This window comes from Pseudofulvimonas gallinarii, from assembly GCF_004343305.1.
Classification (GTDB): Bacteria; Pseudomonadota; Gammaproteobacteria; order Xanthomonadales; family UBA2363; genus Pseudofulvimonas; species Pseudofulvimonas gallinarii.
Genome location: NZ_SMAF01000006.1, coordinates 106,089 through 121,290 on the forward strand (window position 1 = coordinate 106,089; position 15,202 = coordinate 121,290).

Sequence of the window (15,202 nt, forward strand, 5' to 3'; positions counted from 1 at the left end):
CGATCATCCCCCCAGCGTCGCCTGGCGGACACCGCAGTGCTCGACGCAGCGCTGCACCGACGCCCAGTCGTCCATTCCGTACCAGAACGCCTTCCAGTGTGCCTGCTTGAAGCAGCCGTCGGACTGCGCGTAGTAGAAATGGTTGGCCGGGTTGCCATGCCGCGAGCGCCAGAACAGGCTCGGCGTCTGCGCGCGCATCACGTCCCACACGGCGCGGCCCAGGCCTTCGCCCTGCGCATCCTCGAGGACGGCGAACTTGTCCATGTAGGTCTGGCCGTCAACGTCGTACAGGATGATCGCCGCGCGGTAGTTCTCGCTGACATAGGCACGCAGCAGCGGCGCGCGCTCGAAGTAGTCGGCAACCAGCTTGCGGCCGAAGCTGTCCTCGATCAGCTCGCGCAGGCGCCCGAGGTCCAGCTGCGACCAGCGGTCGGCCACCATGACCTTTTCGCCGCGGCGGACCAGCGTGCCGGAACCCTTGTGCGTGAACAGTTCCTTCGCCAGTTCCGACGGACGCGTGATCGACACCGAGGAAGAAAGCGGAAGGTGGTCGAGCAGGTGCTTGATCTGCTCCAGCTTCACGCGCATGCCGCCATTGATCCACGGCTGCGCGCACAGGTGGTCGAACTCGGTGGACAGGTTGATCGAATCGATGATCCTGCCCTGCTCGTCGAGGAGGCCGCCGGTGCCGGTCAGGAAAATGATCTTGTACGGCTGCAGCGTCTGCACCAGCTCGTTGGCGGCGAAGTCGGCATTGATGTTGAGGATCTGGCCGCCGGCGGTTTCACCCAGGCTGGCGATCACCGGAATCGAACCGGCGCGCAGGCTGGCATGGATCGGCGCCAGGTCCACGCGCGTCACGCGGCCGACCAGGCCCAGGCGCTCCTGGTCGAGCAGCGCCGCCTCGAAGACGCCGGAAACGATCGACGTCGCGCGCGCGTCGGCGCCCTGCAGTGCCTCGACCAGCGCCAGGTTCTGGGCGTGGAAGACGCGACGCACGATGGCCAGGGCTTCCGGCGACGTCACCCGCAGGCCGTCGACGGTCTGCTTCGCGATGCCGGCTTTGGACAACTCCTCGTCGAGCTGCGGCCCGGCGCCATGCAGCACGATCGGCGTCAGGCCGACATCCTGCAGGAAGGCCAGCGACGAAGTCAGGTCCTGCAGCTCGTCGCGCAGCACCGCGCCGCCGACCTTGACAACGGCGAAGCGCGCCGCATCCAGCTGCGAGAAGCGCTTGAGGTATTGCGAGATCTCCTTCGCGCTGGCCATGCTGGAGAGCAGGCGCACGATGGTCTGGCGGGTTTGCGGATCGTGGACTTTGATCATGACAGGATGGCGGTGACCCGCTCGGCGTAGTGTTGCAGTTGATCCAGGGCGACCCATTCGTCGGCGCTGTGGGCCTGGGCGATGTCACCCGGACCGTAGACCAGCGCGGTGTAGCCGGCCTGCGAGAACAGCGACGCTTCAGTCCAGAAGTCGACGGCGTTGCCGATGCCCAGGCCGAGTGCATCGGCGACGTCGCGGGCGGCGAGGCGGCGTTCCTCGGCGGTGGCGATGTTGCCGGCCGGCAGCGAAGGTCCACGGAAGGTCTCGGTGAACGCCGCGGCGGCGGGTTCGGCCAGCGAGGCGAATTCCTGCAGCAGCACGTCGATGTCGTTCGACGGCAACGGCCGGAAGCCGAAGCGCACTTCGCAGTCCGGTGCGATCACATTGCCCTTGATGCCGCCTTCGACGCGGCCGATGTTGAAGCGCAGGCCGGTGAGCCCGCCGAAGCGCTGGTGCGCATAGCCCTCGACATGGTCGAGGGCGCGCTGGCCCCAGCGGATGGCCTGGTGCACGGCGCTGTCGGCAGGGGCCTGCGTGCCGGAGGCATGGCCGGCGCGACCGGCGAAGCGCAGCAGCACCGAGCTGATGCCGCGATGCGCGAGCACCGCTTCGCATCGCGTCGGCTCGGCGACCAGCACCGCCTCGTAGGGAATGCCGCGCGCCAGGAAGGCGGCGATGCAGCGCGGGTCGTTGGCCTCCTCGTCGGAGGAGAACAGGAAGGCGGCATCGCCTTCGGTGACTTCCGCTGCCGCGACCAGCGCCGCCGCGGCGCCCTTGATGTCGCAGGCGCCCAGGCCGATCGCCCGGTCCGCCGTCAGCCGCAGCTCGAACGGGCTGGCGGTCCAGTGCGGCGAATCCGGCACTGTGTCCAGGTGCACGTTGAACAGGTATCGCGGTTGGCCGCGAACGGCGTACAGCGACACCGCGCCGGCGCCGTGATCGGCCACGTCGACATTGAAGCCGCGCGCGGACAGCGCTTCGCGCAGGTAGGCGAAGATGCCGCCGCTGTCCATCGCCCGCGGTGGATTGCGGGTGTCGAAGGAGACCAGCGCTTTCAGGTGGCGCAGCGTGGCCTCAAGCATGGTCGCCGTTGACCTGCGCCCACAGCGTCGAGCTCATGCCGAACAGCTTGATGAAACCCTCGGCCTCGGCAACGCCCCAGTCGGCGCTCTGGGCATAGGTTGCGCCGGCACTGGCCAGGATGTGTGGCGAACGCACGGCGACCGCGGACACGCTGCCGCCATGGGTTTCCAGCGTGACCTCGCCGTTGACGCAGCGCTGGCTGCTGGCCAGGAAGGCTTCCAGGTCGGCCTTCAACGGGTCGTGGTAGAACCCTTCATACACCAGCTCCACCCACTTGCGCGCCACCTCGGGCTTGAAGCGGTTCTGCTGCTTGCTGAGCACGGCTTCCTCGAGCGCGCGATGCGCCGCCAGCAGCGCGGTCAGGCCCGGCGCCTCGTAGACGATGCGTCCCTTTAGGCCGATGGTGGTGTCGCCGGTGTACATGCCGCGACCGACGCCATACGGCGCGAACAGGCGGTTCAGTCCTGCCAGCAGCGAATGACCTGCCATCTTCTCGCCGTTGAGCGACACCGCTTCGCCCTTCACGAAGCCCAGCGTCGCGCGCAACGGCTGCGTCGGCCACTGCGCTCGCGCGGCGCACCAGCCGCGCGCCCCTTCGCCGGGGGCTTCCCAGGCATCGATCTCGCCGCCGGACAGGGTCACGCCGAGCAGGTTCTCGTTGATCGTGTAGTGCTTCTGGCTGCTGCGCACGGTGAAGCCGCGCTCTTCCAGATAGGCCTGTTCGTAGGCGCGCGTCTGCGTGTGCTCCTTCTGGATCTCGCGGATCGGCGCGACGATGCGGTAATCGCCACGCGACTTCACGGCGAGGTCGAAACGGACCTGGTCGTTGCCCATGCCGGTGCAGCCGTGCGCGATGGCGCGCGTGCCAAGCTCGGCGGCGCGCTCCAGCGCCGCGTCGACAATCAGGTAGCGGTCGGACACGAGCAGCGGATACTGGCCCTGGTAGGGTTCGCCGGCCCAGACGAACGGCTTGACGAAACCGTTCCAGATCGCCGGACCACCGTCGATGGTGACGTGGCTGGCGACGCCCAGTTCCTTGGCACGCGCTTCGATGTAGGCACGTTCCTCGTCATCGACACCGCCGGTGTCGGCGAACACGGTGTGCACGGCCCAGCCGCGTTCCTGCAGCCAGGGAATGCAGAAGCTGGTGTCGAGACCACCGGAGAAGGCCAGGACGATGTCTTTGCTGCCGTCGGCAGCAGGGGGAGCGGAACTGGTGGACATGGCGGGAACCTGCTGGATCTGGATCGGAGTCGGAGGATGGATGTGTCGTGCGCGGCTCAGGCCGGCGCTGGGCCGGCCAGCCAGGCCATCACCGCTTTCTGCACATGCAGGCGGTTCTCGGCCTCGTCGATGGCGCCGCAGTAGTCGGCGTCCATCACCGCGTCGGTGGCCTTGATGTTCCGGCGCAGCGGCAGGCAATGGCTGAAGACGGCATTGTTGGTGAGCGCCATCTTCGCCTCGTCCACCATGAAGTGGCGGTGGGCGTCGCGGATCGGCTTTTCCGGGCCCCAGTTGCCGAAGTAGGGCAGGGCGCCCCAGCTCTTCGCATAGACGACGTCGGCACCGCCGTAGGCCGATTCGATGTCATGGCTGATGCTGAGCGAGCCACCGGATTCGGCGACGTTGCCGCGCGCCTGCTGCATGAACTGTTCGTCAAGCACATACTCGGGCGTCGGGCACAGCAAGGTGACATCGAAGCCCAGGCGGGTGGCGATCAGCAGCGCCGAGTTGGCGACGGCGGTGTTCAGCGGCTTGGGGTGATACGTCCAGGTCAGCACGTACTTGCGGCCGCGGAAGTCCTTCGTTCCCAGCCGGTCGCGCAACATCATCGCGTGCGCCAGTTCCTGGCAGGGATGCAGGATGGTCTCCATGTTGATGACCGGCACGGCCGCGTGGCGTGCGAACGACTTCAGCACCTTGTCCTGGCGGTCCTCCTGCCAGTCGACGAACTTCGGGAAGGCGCGCAGGCCGATCAGGTCCACGTAGCGCGACAGCACGCGCGCGACCTCGGCGATGTGCTCCTCGGCGTCGCCGTCCATGACCGCATTCGGTGCGAACTCGATGCCCCAGGCGTCCTTGCCCGGCTGCAGCACCACGGCATGGCCGCCGAGCTGCCAGGTGCCCAGCTCGAACGAGGTGCGCGTGCGCATCGACGGGTTGAGGAACAGCAGCGCCACCGACTTGCCGCGCAGGGCGTCGCCGAACTTCGTGTTGCGGTAGCCGTCGGCGGCGTCGAGCAGGCGCTCCAGTTCGTCGCGGCTGAGGTCCTGGGTGCTGAGGAAGTGTCGGATGGCCATGGCGGTAGGTTTGGGGAGGCAAGGGCGGAAACGAAAAAACCCGGCACGGGGGCCGGGTTTTCATGCAGACGCGTGCGGACGCGCTCAGGACCGGCCGGACAGGTTCGGTTCCAGTCGACGCGCGCGCGAGGTCATACCGGACGCCAGACGGGCGCCGGAAAGGCCATTCGCGATCGCTGCGGTGCACAACATGCCGGGCATGCTAGCGCCGGCCCGGCCTGGCCGCAACCGGGACGCCAGCGCCGTTGCCGCAGCGTCAGCCTGGCTTTGCCATGATCGGGGCAAGCCTCACCAAGCGCTTGCCGAAGGAGTGCCCATGCGATCCATCCTGCGTCCGATCATCAGTGGCTTCAGCGAACACGAGCTGATGACCCGAGCCGCCGCCCTGGCGTTCTATTCGGCGCTGTCGTTCGCGCCGATGCTGGTGTTGTCGCTGTGGCTGGTCAGCCTGTTCGACCCCGGCATGCGCGACCAGGTCACCGGCGGCCTGGCCGACATCGTCGGCAACCAGGCGGCGGTCACCGCCGAGCTGGTGATCGAGAACGCCCGCTCGCGGCCGGACATCGGCAATGTCGCCGGCATCATCAGCATTTTCGTCACCTTGTTCGCCGGCTCCGGTGCGCTGGCGCAGCTGCAGGCGGCACTGAACCGGGTCTGGGACGTGCGCGCCAGACCACGACGCGCCTGGCTGGGCTGGCTGTGCTCGCGGGCGCAGGCGGCGGCGCTGCTGGTGACGCTGGTGTTGCTGGTGGTGTTGTCGTTTGCCATCAGCGGCCTGATCGCCTTGTACGTGCCTGGCGACGCGCTGGCCTGGCGCGGCATCGAGGCGGCGCTGACGCTGGTGGTGTTCATCGGCGTCTTCGCCTGCGTGTTCAAGGTGCTGCCCGATGTCATCATTCCCTGGCGCGAGGCGGTGACCGGCGCCCTGATCACCACGCTGCTGTTCGCCATCGGCAAGTTCGGCATCGGCCTGTACCTGGACCACAGCAATGTCGGAGGCGCCTACGGTCCGGCCGGCGCGGTGGTGGTGCTGCTGGTGTGGATGTACTACGCGGCGCTGATCCTGCTGCTGGGTGCGGAGGCGACGCGGGTGCTGGCGCAGGTGCGCGGCGTACGCATCGCGCGCAGTCCGCATGCCGAAGCGTTGCCGGTCGACGGCAGCAGCCAGACCCGGCACCAGTGACGCGGCGCGACGCATTTGCCGCCGCCGTCACCGCCCGCATCCGCGCCATTGCGAAACTTCCGGGGTAAGCTTCCCCGGTGGCTGGATCAATCACGGGGGCAGGGTGCAGTTTCGCTTCGACCGGTTTGTACTGGATGACCAGACAGGGACGTTGACCGCAGACGGTGAATCCGTTGCCCTGCGCCGCCGCGCCTTCGACCTGTTGCGGGTGCTGCTGGAGCAGGCGCCGGCGCTGGTCGGTCGCGACCAGATCCTCGATCAGGTCTGGGGCCATGATGCGCTGACGCCGAATGTGTTGCCGCAGACCATCAGCGAGATCCGCCATGCCCTGGGCGACAGCGCCCAGTCACCACGCCTGATCGAAACCCTGCACCGTCGCGGCTACCGCATCCTGGTACCGGTGGAGCGCGTGGCCGACGCGCCACGGGCGGCGGTGCTTCCGGCCGAAGAGGTGCCTTCGGTAGCAGCCGAGATGTCGCCGGCAGCAAGTGGCTCAACCGCTGCTGTGGTGGACAACGGTGGTCGCTGGCGCTGGCCGCTTGCGGCAGCGGCGCTGCTGTTGTTGCTGGCACTGCTGGCGGCCTGGGCATGGCGCACGCCAGCGCCATCGCCGACGCCGCCGACGGCGGTGAGCGCCAGCGCGCGGCCGTCGATCGCCTTGATGATCCAGTCCGATCCACAGGCGCCGGCATGGCTGTCCGGCGCCGGCAGCGAGCTGCTGGCGGTGGCGCTGGGCGGTGACGACCAGGTACGCCTGCTGCGCGGTGACGGCCGCAGCGATGTGCCGCCGGTGGGCGATGCACGCTGGCAGTCGTGGTTGCGTGAAGTGCTCGGTGCCGATTACGCGCTGACCGGCCTGTGGCGACTGGAAAACGGCCAGCCGCAGCTGAGCTGGTCGCTGCTGCGCCTGGCCGACAGCCAGGTCACGCACAGCGGGCGCGCCGGCGACGAAGACCTCGGCGCGGTGAGCCGGCATGTCGCCGATGATCTGCGCCGGCATCTGCAACTGGTCGCCGTCGACGCCGCGCAACTGGCCGGCCTGCCGCGCGAGCGCGGCGCCCGCGATGCGTATTACCGTGGACTGGCGGCGCTGGCCGACGGTCGTTCCGGTGCCGCGGTGACCGAGCTGGAAAGCGCGGCCGCCGATGCCGGCGCCGGTGCCCGTGTGCACCTGGCGCTGGCCCGCGCCTGGCGGGCCGCTGGCCATGTCGGCAAGGCGCGGCAGCAGTTCGAGGCCATCCTCGGCGGTCGCCACGGCTTGACCGCCGTCGAGCAGCTGCGCCTGGAAGCGGAACTGGCGCGCGCCAACAACCGTCCGGCCGATGCCGCCGCCTCGTTGCTGGCCCTGCACCGCATGGTGGCCGACGATGTCGAGGTCGCCTACGACCTGGTCGACGCGCAGATCCAGGCGCGCCAGGCCGGCGCCGCCGAGACGGTGCTGCGCGGCCTGGATACGCTGTCCAGCGAAGGCAGCCGCGACCCGCGCTGGCATCTGGCGCAGGCGCAGCTGGCGATCATGCAGTTCAAGCTCGATGAGGCGGCGGCGGCGACCGCGCGGGCGCAGGCGCTGGCCGAACGCTACGGTCTGGACGAACTGGCGGCGCAGGCGCAACTGGTCGGCGTTGCCGTCGACCGCAGGCGCAACGATCCGCAGGCCGCCGGCCAGCGTCTGCAACAACTGCTGGCCGGCAACCTGACACCGGCGCAGCGCGTGCGCAGCCTGCTGCAACAAGGCAACCTGTTGCGCGATACCGGCGACTTCGACGGCGCCGAGCAGGCCATCGAACAGGCCATCGCCCTGGCCGGCGACCTCGGCAACGAAGCGCAGCAGATGCTCGCGCATGTCGAGCTGCACACGGTGAAGTCGCTGCGCAGCCACAGTGACCAGACGCTGGCCGATCTGGAGGCGCTGGAGCCGCGCATCGCCGTGCTCGAAGATGCCGGCCTGCTGGCGCGCTACTTCAACACCCTGGGCGTGCAGGCGACGTTGAACAAGGAGATCGACAAGGCCGAGGCCTACCTGCGCCGCGCCGCCGCCGAGGCGCGCAAGGCCGGGCAGATCGACAACGAGGCCGGCGTCTACAACAACCTGGGCAACGTACTGTTCCGCAATGGCCGCACCGATGCCGCCGTGAACGCCTGGGAACAGGCGTTGCGCGTGTTCAACGAAGTGGACAACGGGCTGGGCGCGGCGATCACCCTCAGCAATCTGGGTGGCGTCGCCGTCAGCAGCGGCGACCTGGTGCTGGCCAGCGAGCAGTTCCAGCAGGCGCTGGACCGCTTCATCGAGCTGGACTCCGGCCAGCACATGGCGCGCACGCGCTACGACCTGGCGCAGGTCGCCGAGCGCCAGGGGCGCCTGGCCGCTGCCGCCGGGTTGTACCGGCTGGCGCTGGATGCGCAACGCGAGGCCGCCGGCGACCGCGCGCTGCATTCCGCGGCGGCGCTGGCGCGGGTGCAGCTGGCGATGGCGCAGCTTGACGATGCGCGCGCGGTACTCGACGGCGTGGCGGCGCAACTGGCGTCCTCGTCCGATGCCGGAACGCAGGCGCGCATCCATGCCGCCGCCGGCCACATCGCCTTGCTGGCCGGCGATCCGCAGGCGGCGCGCTCGGCATTCGACCAGGCACGCAGCCTGCGCGAAACCGCCAGGGGTGCCGCCGACAAGGTCGCCTACAGTGACCTGGACCTGCTGCGGGTCGACCTGGCGGAAGCGCGCCCGGCCGGGCAGATCCGCGCTCGTGCCGAGAGCCTGTACCGGCAATTCGTCCGCGACAGCGATGTCCACGGCCAGCTCATGGCGGTGCTGGTGCAGGCGCGGGCCTTGCTGGCCGCCGAGCGGCCGCAGCGCGCCGCACCGCTGCTCGACAAGGCCGAGACGCTGCTGGCGGCCTGGCCGGATGCCGCTTTGGCCTACGAGCTGGGCCGCCTGCGCATCCTCGCCGACGCACCGCTGGAATCGCCCGGGCGCGTGCGGCTGCAGGAGCTGGCCGGCCAGGCCGAAGCCGAAGGTTTCCAGGTCCTGGCGCTGCGCAGCCGCCTCGATGCCGATCCGGCCGATGCCGCAGCGCTGGCACAGGTCGCCTCGCTGGGCCTGTCCGGACTGCGCGCCGCGCCCTGATTCGCATGGTCCGCGATTGTTCCGCTGCGGCCGCCATGCGGCGTCTCCGCGCCCTTGCAGGCGGGTAGCTTGCTGCCCGCTGCGGCCGCAAGGCCGCTGTCGAATCTGCCGCAAACCCAACCAAGAGCGTGCGCAGCAAGCTACGGACCTACAAAAAGCAAAGACGTCCAGACAAATCAATGACTTGATTGTCATTCGCCGGCGAATCGAAGGATTTTCGAAGAACTCCGGCAGGCATTGCGCAAGTCTTCACCGACCTCCCGGCGCACCTTGGCCACGACGCCGATCGCAAGCACGCGGCGCGGCGACCGCAACGAGGAGGCGACGATGAACACGAAGCGCAGTTCCCGGAAATCCGCCCGCGGCCGGCTGGCCTGGCTGGCCTGGCTGCTGTGGTGCCCGCTGCTGGCGGCGCAGAGCGTCGACGACGGTTTCGCGCCGGAAATCGACAACGGCCTGGTCCGCGTCCTGCACGAGCAGGGCAATGGCCTGCTGCTGGTCGGCGGCAACTTCACCAGCGCCGAAGGCGCCACCCACAACCGGCTGGTCAGGGTGCTTCCCGATGGCACGCTGGACAGCGGCTTCGCGCCGGATATCAGCAGTGGCACGGTGCCCACCATCTGGGCCCTGCACCAGCAGCCCAGCACCGTGCCGGGGCAAGGCAAGGTCCTGATCGGTGGCCAGTTCCAGCAGGTCAATGGCCAGCCGCGTTCCAACCTGGCCCGGCTGAACGTCAACGGCACCCTGGACACGGCCTTCAATGTCAGCGTCGACGGCCAGGTGCGCAGCTTCGACTCCACCATGTCGCCGGACGGCAGCGCCGGCATCATCTATCTGGGTGGCCTGTTTTCCAATGTCGGCGGCATACCGCGGCCACGCCTGGCCGCCATCCAGGCCAATGGCAACGTGCTGACCACCTTCAACCCGCCGCTGATCTCCGGCGGCCTGGTCAGCGCCATTCGCCTGCACCGCGACCAGACCGGCGCCACCCACGGCCTGCTGGTTGCCGGCGCCTACAACATGGACGGCGAGGTGGCGAGGCTGCGCCGCGTGCACCAGGGCACCGGTGCGCTTGATACCGGATTCAACGTCACCGTCTCCGGCGGCACCACCTTCGGCAACATCATCAATGCCCTGGCTGTCCAGCCGGACGGCAAGATCCTGATTGCCGGTGACTTCGATGTCGTCAACGGCCAGACCCGGACGATGATCGCGCGTCTGAACGTCGACGGCAGCCTCGACGACAGCTTCGTGCCGCCGACCCTCGACGGCGGGATCATGGGCGTGAGCCTGCAACCCGATGGCCGGATGCTGATCGCCGGCGACTTCACCCTCGGCGCGGTGCGCAGCCGCATCGCGCGACTCAACGAGGACGGCAGCCTGGATGCCACCTACGCGGCGCAGATCGATCCGGACCAGCCCGTCGGGGCGGTGCTGGCGCATACGGATGGAACGGCCACCTTTGCCGGCGGTTTCACCATTGTCAGCGGCCTGCCGCGGGCCCGGGTGGCGCGGCTCAACACCAGCGGCACCATCGACCAGAGCCTGATCACACCCGGCTCGACCAATGGTGGAGTGATGGCCATTGCCGTACAGGATGACGGCAAGATCCTCGCCGGTGGCGTGTTCACCGAGTTCAACGGCCACGAGCGCCACCGCATCGTCCGCCTGCATCCCGGCAACGGCGCGGTCGACAGCGGATTCACCCCCGGCTTTGGCATCTCCGTGTATGCCATCGCGGTCATGCCGGACCGGCGCATCCTGGTCGGCGGAGCATTCAACTCCGTCAGCGGCGTCACCCGCCGCCGCCTGGCCATGCTGCACCCCGACGGCAGTGTCGACGTCAGCTTCAATGCGCAGATCGCCGATGGCAACGTGGTCGCCATCGTGCCGCAAAAGGACGGCCGCATCCTGATCGGCGGCGATTTCACCGAGATTGCAGGAGTCATCCGGCAAAGCGTGGCCCGCCTGCACCCCGATGGCTCGCTGGACACGTCCTTCCTGCCGCCGACCAGCAACGGCATGGTGCGCGCAATCGCCGTACAGGCCGATGGCCGGGTGGTGATCGGCGGCGACTTCACCACCATGGGAGGCGGCTGGACACGCAACCACCTCGCCCGCCTCAAGGCCAACGGCAACATGGACAGCGTCATCGCCGGCACCGCCGGCGCCAATGGCGCGGTGCGTGCAATCGCCCAGGACCGTGACGGCAACCTCATCATCGGCGGTGCCTTCACCCAGGTGGACGGTTCGACCCGCAACCGCATCGCTGCCCTGGATGCCGACGGTGAACTGCTGGCGACGTTCAGCAGCGGCGCCAACAACACGGTATGGAGCATCGTGCCGCGCATCGATGGCAGCGTCTACGTCGCCGGTGCCTTCACCAGCATCGGCGGCACGGCGCGCGGCCGGGTCGCCCGCTTGAGCAGCACCGGCGCACTGATGCCCGATTTCGATGGCAACGCGGACAACCTGGTGCGGGCGATGACCGTGCAGCCCGACGGCAAGGTGCTGATCGGCGGCACCTTCGAAACCGTGGACGGCCAGTCGCGGGACTACCTGGCGCGGCTGGCCGTGCCGCAGGCGGTGCGCCACGAGTTGCGCATCGTCGGCACCGTCCCGGTCCTGCAGTGGCTGTGGCAGGGGCCGGCCGCCGAGATCCTGCATCCGCCGCAGCTGCAGGTGTCGATCGACTGCTGTGATCACGACAGTTTCATCCCTTTCCCGGGCACCTCGGAAATGAGTGGCGGTGCGCTGGGCAACCAGCGCGTGTACTCGCTGGCCGACTTCACCGGACTCAGCGGCGTCTACTACCTGCGCACCGCCACGGTCACCGGTGATGCCCGCGGTGCCGGCACGCATGTGCAGTATTCGCCGGCCTGGCGCTTCGACGGCGGCCCTGCCTCCGACATCATTTTCGCCAACGGCTTCGACTGATCCAGCCCAAGCCGGCGCGGCAACACGCCGCGCCGGACTTCCCACCTGTGGAATGACATCACACATGAAAGCCAACATCGTTGCATTCACCACACTGGCATTCGCTGCCGCCATCGCGACGCCGGCGTTCGCCGCCGAAGCGTCGGCGTTCGAGCGCGGCGCCACCTGGTCCACCCACAACCACGGCTGCAACGGCGGCAACCGCACCGATGCCCTGCATCGTGACCCGGATGGCACGCTGTGGGCCGGCTGCGGCACCAACGCCACCGGCTACGGGCTGTTCCGCAGCCTCGATGGCGGCGTCACCTGGGCGGCGGCGCCGGTGTCGCCGGCCGATGCCTTCCACGAGTTCCGCGTCAACTCGATTTCGCGCGGCCACGACAATGCGCTGTACGTGGCCGGCTTCAAGCCCGGCGTGGTGCAGATGGTGCGGCGGGTGGCGACGACATCCTCGCCGCATCCGGTGACCGACACGCTCACCGGTGTCGCGCAGACCGGCCGCCAGTTCCACGTCGGCACCTATCGCGAGCTGGGCGACGGTCGCGCCATTGCCGAGGCGCTCACCAGCACCAACCTGCTGTACCGACCCAATGCCACGGTGGGCAGCAGCGCCAGCAACTGGGTGCGCGAACTGGGCACGGTGCAGATGCTGGATATGACCGTCTACGGCGACCGCTTCTACGGTGCCGGCAGCCGCAATGTCGAGCCGCCACGGCTGTTCCTGCCGCCGCGAACCACTGCCGATCCCTACCAGTTCGAAACGCTGGAGCTGCAATCGGGCACCGGCTGGCGTGGTGAGCTGTGGGGCATCGCCGTCAACAACCGGCGCCTGGTGGCGGTTGGCATGGACCAGGACAACAGCGTCGGCAAGATTTTCGTCGGCACGGGTGACTACTACTTCCCCGGCAGCTACGTGGAATCGTCGATGTCGTCGATCACCGGCGACGCCACCACCTGGGCGCGCGGCGCGTGCATCGCCCGCAACCGCGTCGTCGTGGTCGGCGAGCGTCATCCCATGGGCGCCGGAAGTGGCCGCGTGCTGCTGTCCAACAACGACGGTGCCAGCTTCACGGTGATCACGCCGCCGGGTGCACCGTCCAGCATCAACAAGTGCGTGATCGAGCCGGATGGAACGATCATCGTCGCCGGTGCTGGCGGTTTCGTCGGCATTCGTCAGGATCCGGACTGGATCTTCCGCAACGATTACGAGCGCCCCTGATCGTCATCTGTTGCCTGTTGCCTGTTGCCTGTTGCCCGTTGCCTGTTGCCCGTTGCCTGTTGCCCGTTGCCTGTTGCCCGGAGGCTTGACATGAACCCAGCGCGTTCCCGCGTTCTGCCCCTGATCCTGGGCCTGGCGCTGTCGGCGGGCAGCGCATCGGCTGCGACCATCGTTGTCGCAGCCGGCGAAACGGGCATCGCCGCCAACGGCCATTGTTCGCTGATCGAGGCGATGGAAAACGCGCAGACCGATTCCCGCGTGCATGCCGACTGTGTTGCCGGCAGTGGTGCCGATGTCATCCGCCTTTCGCCCGGCGACTACGTTCTGGCCCAGCCGCTGTCACCGGGATCGAACACCGCGTTGCCGCATATCTCCACGCCGATGACGATCCAGGGCAACGGCAGCACGCTGCGTCGCTCCGCACATCCCTCCACGCCACCGTTCCGCTTCATGACAATGAGCGCGGCCAGCCTGACGCTGGAAGGCCTGACCTTCCGCAACGCCCGGTTGCAGACGACGTACTACTTCGATGGTGGCGCGGTGATCTCGCAAAGCGGCGGCTCGCTGCTGGCGCGCGATGTGCGGTTCATCGACAACGGGGCCAGCAGCAACGGCCGCGGCGGCGCCGTGTTCATTGCCAATGCCAGTGGTGGTATCGGCGCCCATGCCGTCTTCGAGGATTGTCTGTTCGAAGGCAACTTCACCGATACCCTGCCGGGCCAGCACGGAAGCGGCGGCGGCGCGATCTGGATCGAAGGCGGCGAGCTGGAGATCGAGCGCTGCGCCTTCATCGACAACCGTACGCAACCGGTCGATGTGCCGCAGGCCGGCAATGGTGGTGCCCTGCACATCAGCGACCTGGGCGCCGAGGCGGGTGATGTGCCCGATGGACTCGTCAGCCAGGTGTGGGTGCGCAACAGCACGTTCAGCGGCAATCGCGCCGACACCGCCGGCGGCATTGGCCTGCAGGTCGGCCAGGGGTTCGTCCTGTCACTGGGCCTGGAGCAGGTGACGCTGGTCGACAACCGTGCCCGCACGTCGGCAAAAGGCATTGGTGCCCATGCCGGCATGGACGCAGGGCAGGTGTTCATCCACTACGCCCGCAGCATCCTGCACGGCAATGGTGCTGGCGCCAATGACAAGGACTGCGTGAGTCTGGGCGGAATGCCGCGCGTGTACTGGGAGAGCGGCGGCGCCAACCTTCTGGCGCCGGATCGTGGTTGCACGCTCGACGCCTTCGGCGAGGATTTCGTCGACGCCGATCCGTGGGCGCACATCCAGCCGCTGCTGCATGACCACGGCCACGACCTGAAGGCCGGAAGTCCGCTGGTCGACGCGCTGGCGCTCGCCCACTGCGGCCATGGGCAAAGCCGCGACCAGCGCGGCCGCCTCCGCGGTGGCGGTCCGGGTGCCGGCGGTGCGCATTGCGATGTCGGCGCGGTGGAGTACTACGGAGACGGTGATGTCATCTTCGCCCACGGTTTCGATTGAGCGCCGGGTCATGGTGCCGGCACGGATGCGCAGCATGGCCTGGTCCCGGACACTTGCACTGGCCGGTGTGGCGACGCTCATCGCCGCCCTGGTCATCGCCGCGCTGTCGGTGCGCGGCGGCTACATCACCGACCTGCCACCGCCCAGCGGCCGCGAAACCTATGCCGAAGTGATGCCGGCGCGCGTCGCCGGCCTGGATGCACAGATCAGCGCCTGGCCGCCCGACAGCACGGTGTTGCGCGGCGCCCGCGCGCGCTACGGCATGCAGGCAAAGCTGGAAATCGTGCATGCCGGATCGGTTGCCGAGCTGGACGCCTACGTCGAGCAGCAGGTGCGGCCACGTCTGGCCGACTACGCGCGGCGCATCGACGGCAGGGTCGACGGCCGCTGGCAGTTGCATGGCCGTGGCGAAGGCCGCCTGTTCGCCTGGCAGAACGACACCTGGCTGTTCCTCATCCAGGCGCAATCCGACGAGGTGTTCGACGAAGTGGTGGAGCGTTTCGCCTACATCCGCCACCGCTGAGCGCCACACCGCCGCCGCA

General features: G+C 68.5%; 11 protein-coding genes. 6 read left to right on the forward strand and 5 right to left on the reverse strand.

All coding sequences use genetic code 11. The features are described from left to right. Nucleotides 1–3: 3 nt before the first annotated feature. From EDC25_RS06000 to EDC25_RS06015, 4 genes are read right to left on the reverse strand one after another with little or no spacing between them, the layout of a single operon-like run. A complete protein-coding gene (locus EDC25_RS06000; protein WP_123521983.1) occupies nucleotides 4–1,326 on the reverse strand; it encodes an acetylglutamate kinase in 1,323 nt (440 codons plus the stop codon). Continuing rightward, on the reverse strand, nucleotides 1,323–2,408 hold the full coding sequence (locus EDC25_RS06005; protein ID WP_123521982.1) for an acetylornithine deacetylase: 1,086 nt from the start codon (nucleotides 2,406–2,408) through the stop codon (nucleotides 1,323–1,325). Before EDC25_RS06005 ends, EDC25_RS06000 begins: the two co-directional genes overlap by 4 nt. Beyond that, complete coding sequence (locus EDC25_RS06010) at nucleotides 2,401–3,633, reverse strand: argininosuccinate synthase (RefSeq protein ID WP_123521981.1); 1,233 nt, start codon at nucleotides 3,631–3,633, stop codon at nucleotides 2,401–2,403. The genes EDC25_RS06005 and EDC25_RS06010 overlap by 8 nt, the downstream gene beginning before the upstream one ends. Before the next feature lie 56 nt (nucleotides 3,634–3,689). Next, on the reverse strand, nucleotides 3,690–4,709 hold the full coding sequence (locus EDC25_RS06015) for an N-acetylornithine carbamoyltransferase (RefSeq protein WP_123521980.1): 1,020 nt from the start codon (nucleotides 4,707–4,709) through the stop codon (nucleotides 3,690–3,692). 316 nt (nucleotides 4,710–5,025) lie between these two features. Between EDC25_RS06015 and EDC25_RS06020 the strand changes: the two genes are divergently transcribed. Beyond that, nucleotides 5,026–5,892 (forward strand): YihY/virulence factor BrkB family protein, encoded by an 867-nt coding sequence (locus tag EDC25_RS06020; RefSeq protein WP_123521979.1) that lies wholly within the window; start codon nucleotides 5,026–5,028, stop codon nucleotides 5,890–5,892. 151 nt (nucleotides 5,893–6,043) lie between these two features. After that, a complete protein-coding gene (locus tag EDC25_RS06025) occupies nucleotides 6,044–9,013 on the forward strand; it encodes a tetratricopeptide repeat protein (RefSeq protein ID WP_164484028.1) in 2,970 nt (989 codons plus the stop codon). Between the two features lie 191 nt (nucleotides 9,014–9,204). Here the strand turns inward: EDC25_RS06025 and EDC25_RS14675 are convergent, their stop codons facing one another. Further along, on the reverse strand, nucleotides 9,205–9,348 hold the full coding sequence (locus EDC25_RS14675) for a hypothetical protein (protein WP_164484027.1): 144 nt from the start codon (nucleotides 9,346–9,348) through the stop codon (nucleotides 9,205–9,207). Between EDC25_RS14675 and EDC25_RS06030 the strand changes: the two genes are divergently transcribed. The 4 genes from EDC25_RS06030 to EDC25_RS06045 all read left to right on the forward strand — a co-directional run bounded on the left by EDC25_RS06030 (nucleotide 9,341) and on the right by EDC25_RS06045 (nucleotide 15,183). Continuing rightward, entirely contained in the window at nucleotides 9,341–11,950 is a 2,610-nt protein-coding gene (locus tag EDC25_RS06030) for a hypothetical protein (protein ID WP_132577307.1), read from the forward strand. The two genes, EDC25_RS14675 and EDC25_RS06030, sit on opposite strands and share 8 nt — an antisense overlap. A 64-nt stretch (nucleotides 11,951–12,014) precedes the next feature. Then, nucleotides 12,015–13,169: a beta propeller repeat protein gene (locus tag EDC25_RS06035; RefSeq protein WP_123521975.1), complete on the forward strand. Its 1,155-nt coding sequence runs from the start codon at nucleotides 12,015–12,017 to the stop codon at nucleotides 13,167–13,169. 90 nt (nucleotides 13,170–13,259) lie between these two features. Continuing rightward, nucleotides 13,260–14,660, forward strand: coding sequence for a hypothetical protein (locus EDC25_RS06040; RefSeq protein ID WP_132577308.1), 1,401 nt, complete (start codon nucleotides 13,260–13,262; stop codon nucleotides 14,658–14,660). Between the two features lie 34 nt (nucleotides 14,661–14,694). Then, nucleotides 14,695–15,183 (forward strand): hypothetical protein, encoded by a 489-nt coding sequence (locus EDC25_RS06045; RefSeq protein WP_132577309.1) that lies wholly within the window; start codon nucleotides 14,695–14,697, stop codon nucleotides 15,181–15,183. Nucleotides 15,184–15,202 lie beyond the last annotated feature (19 nt).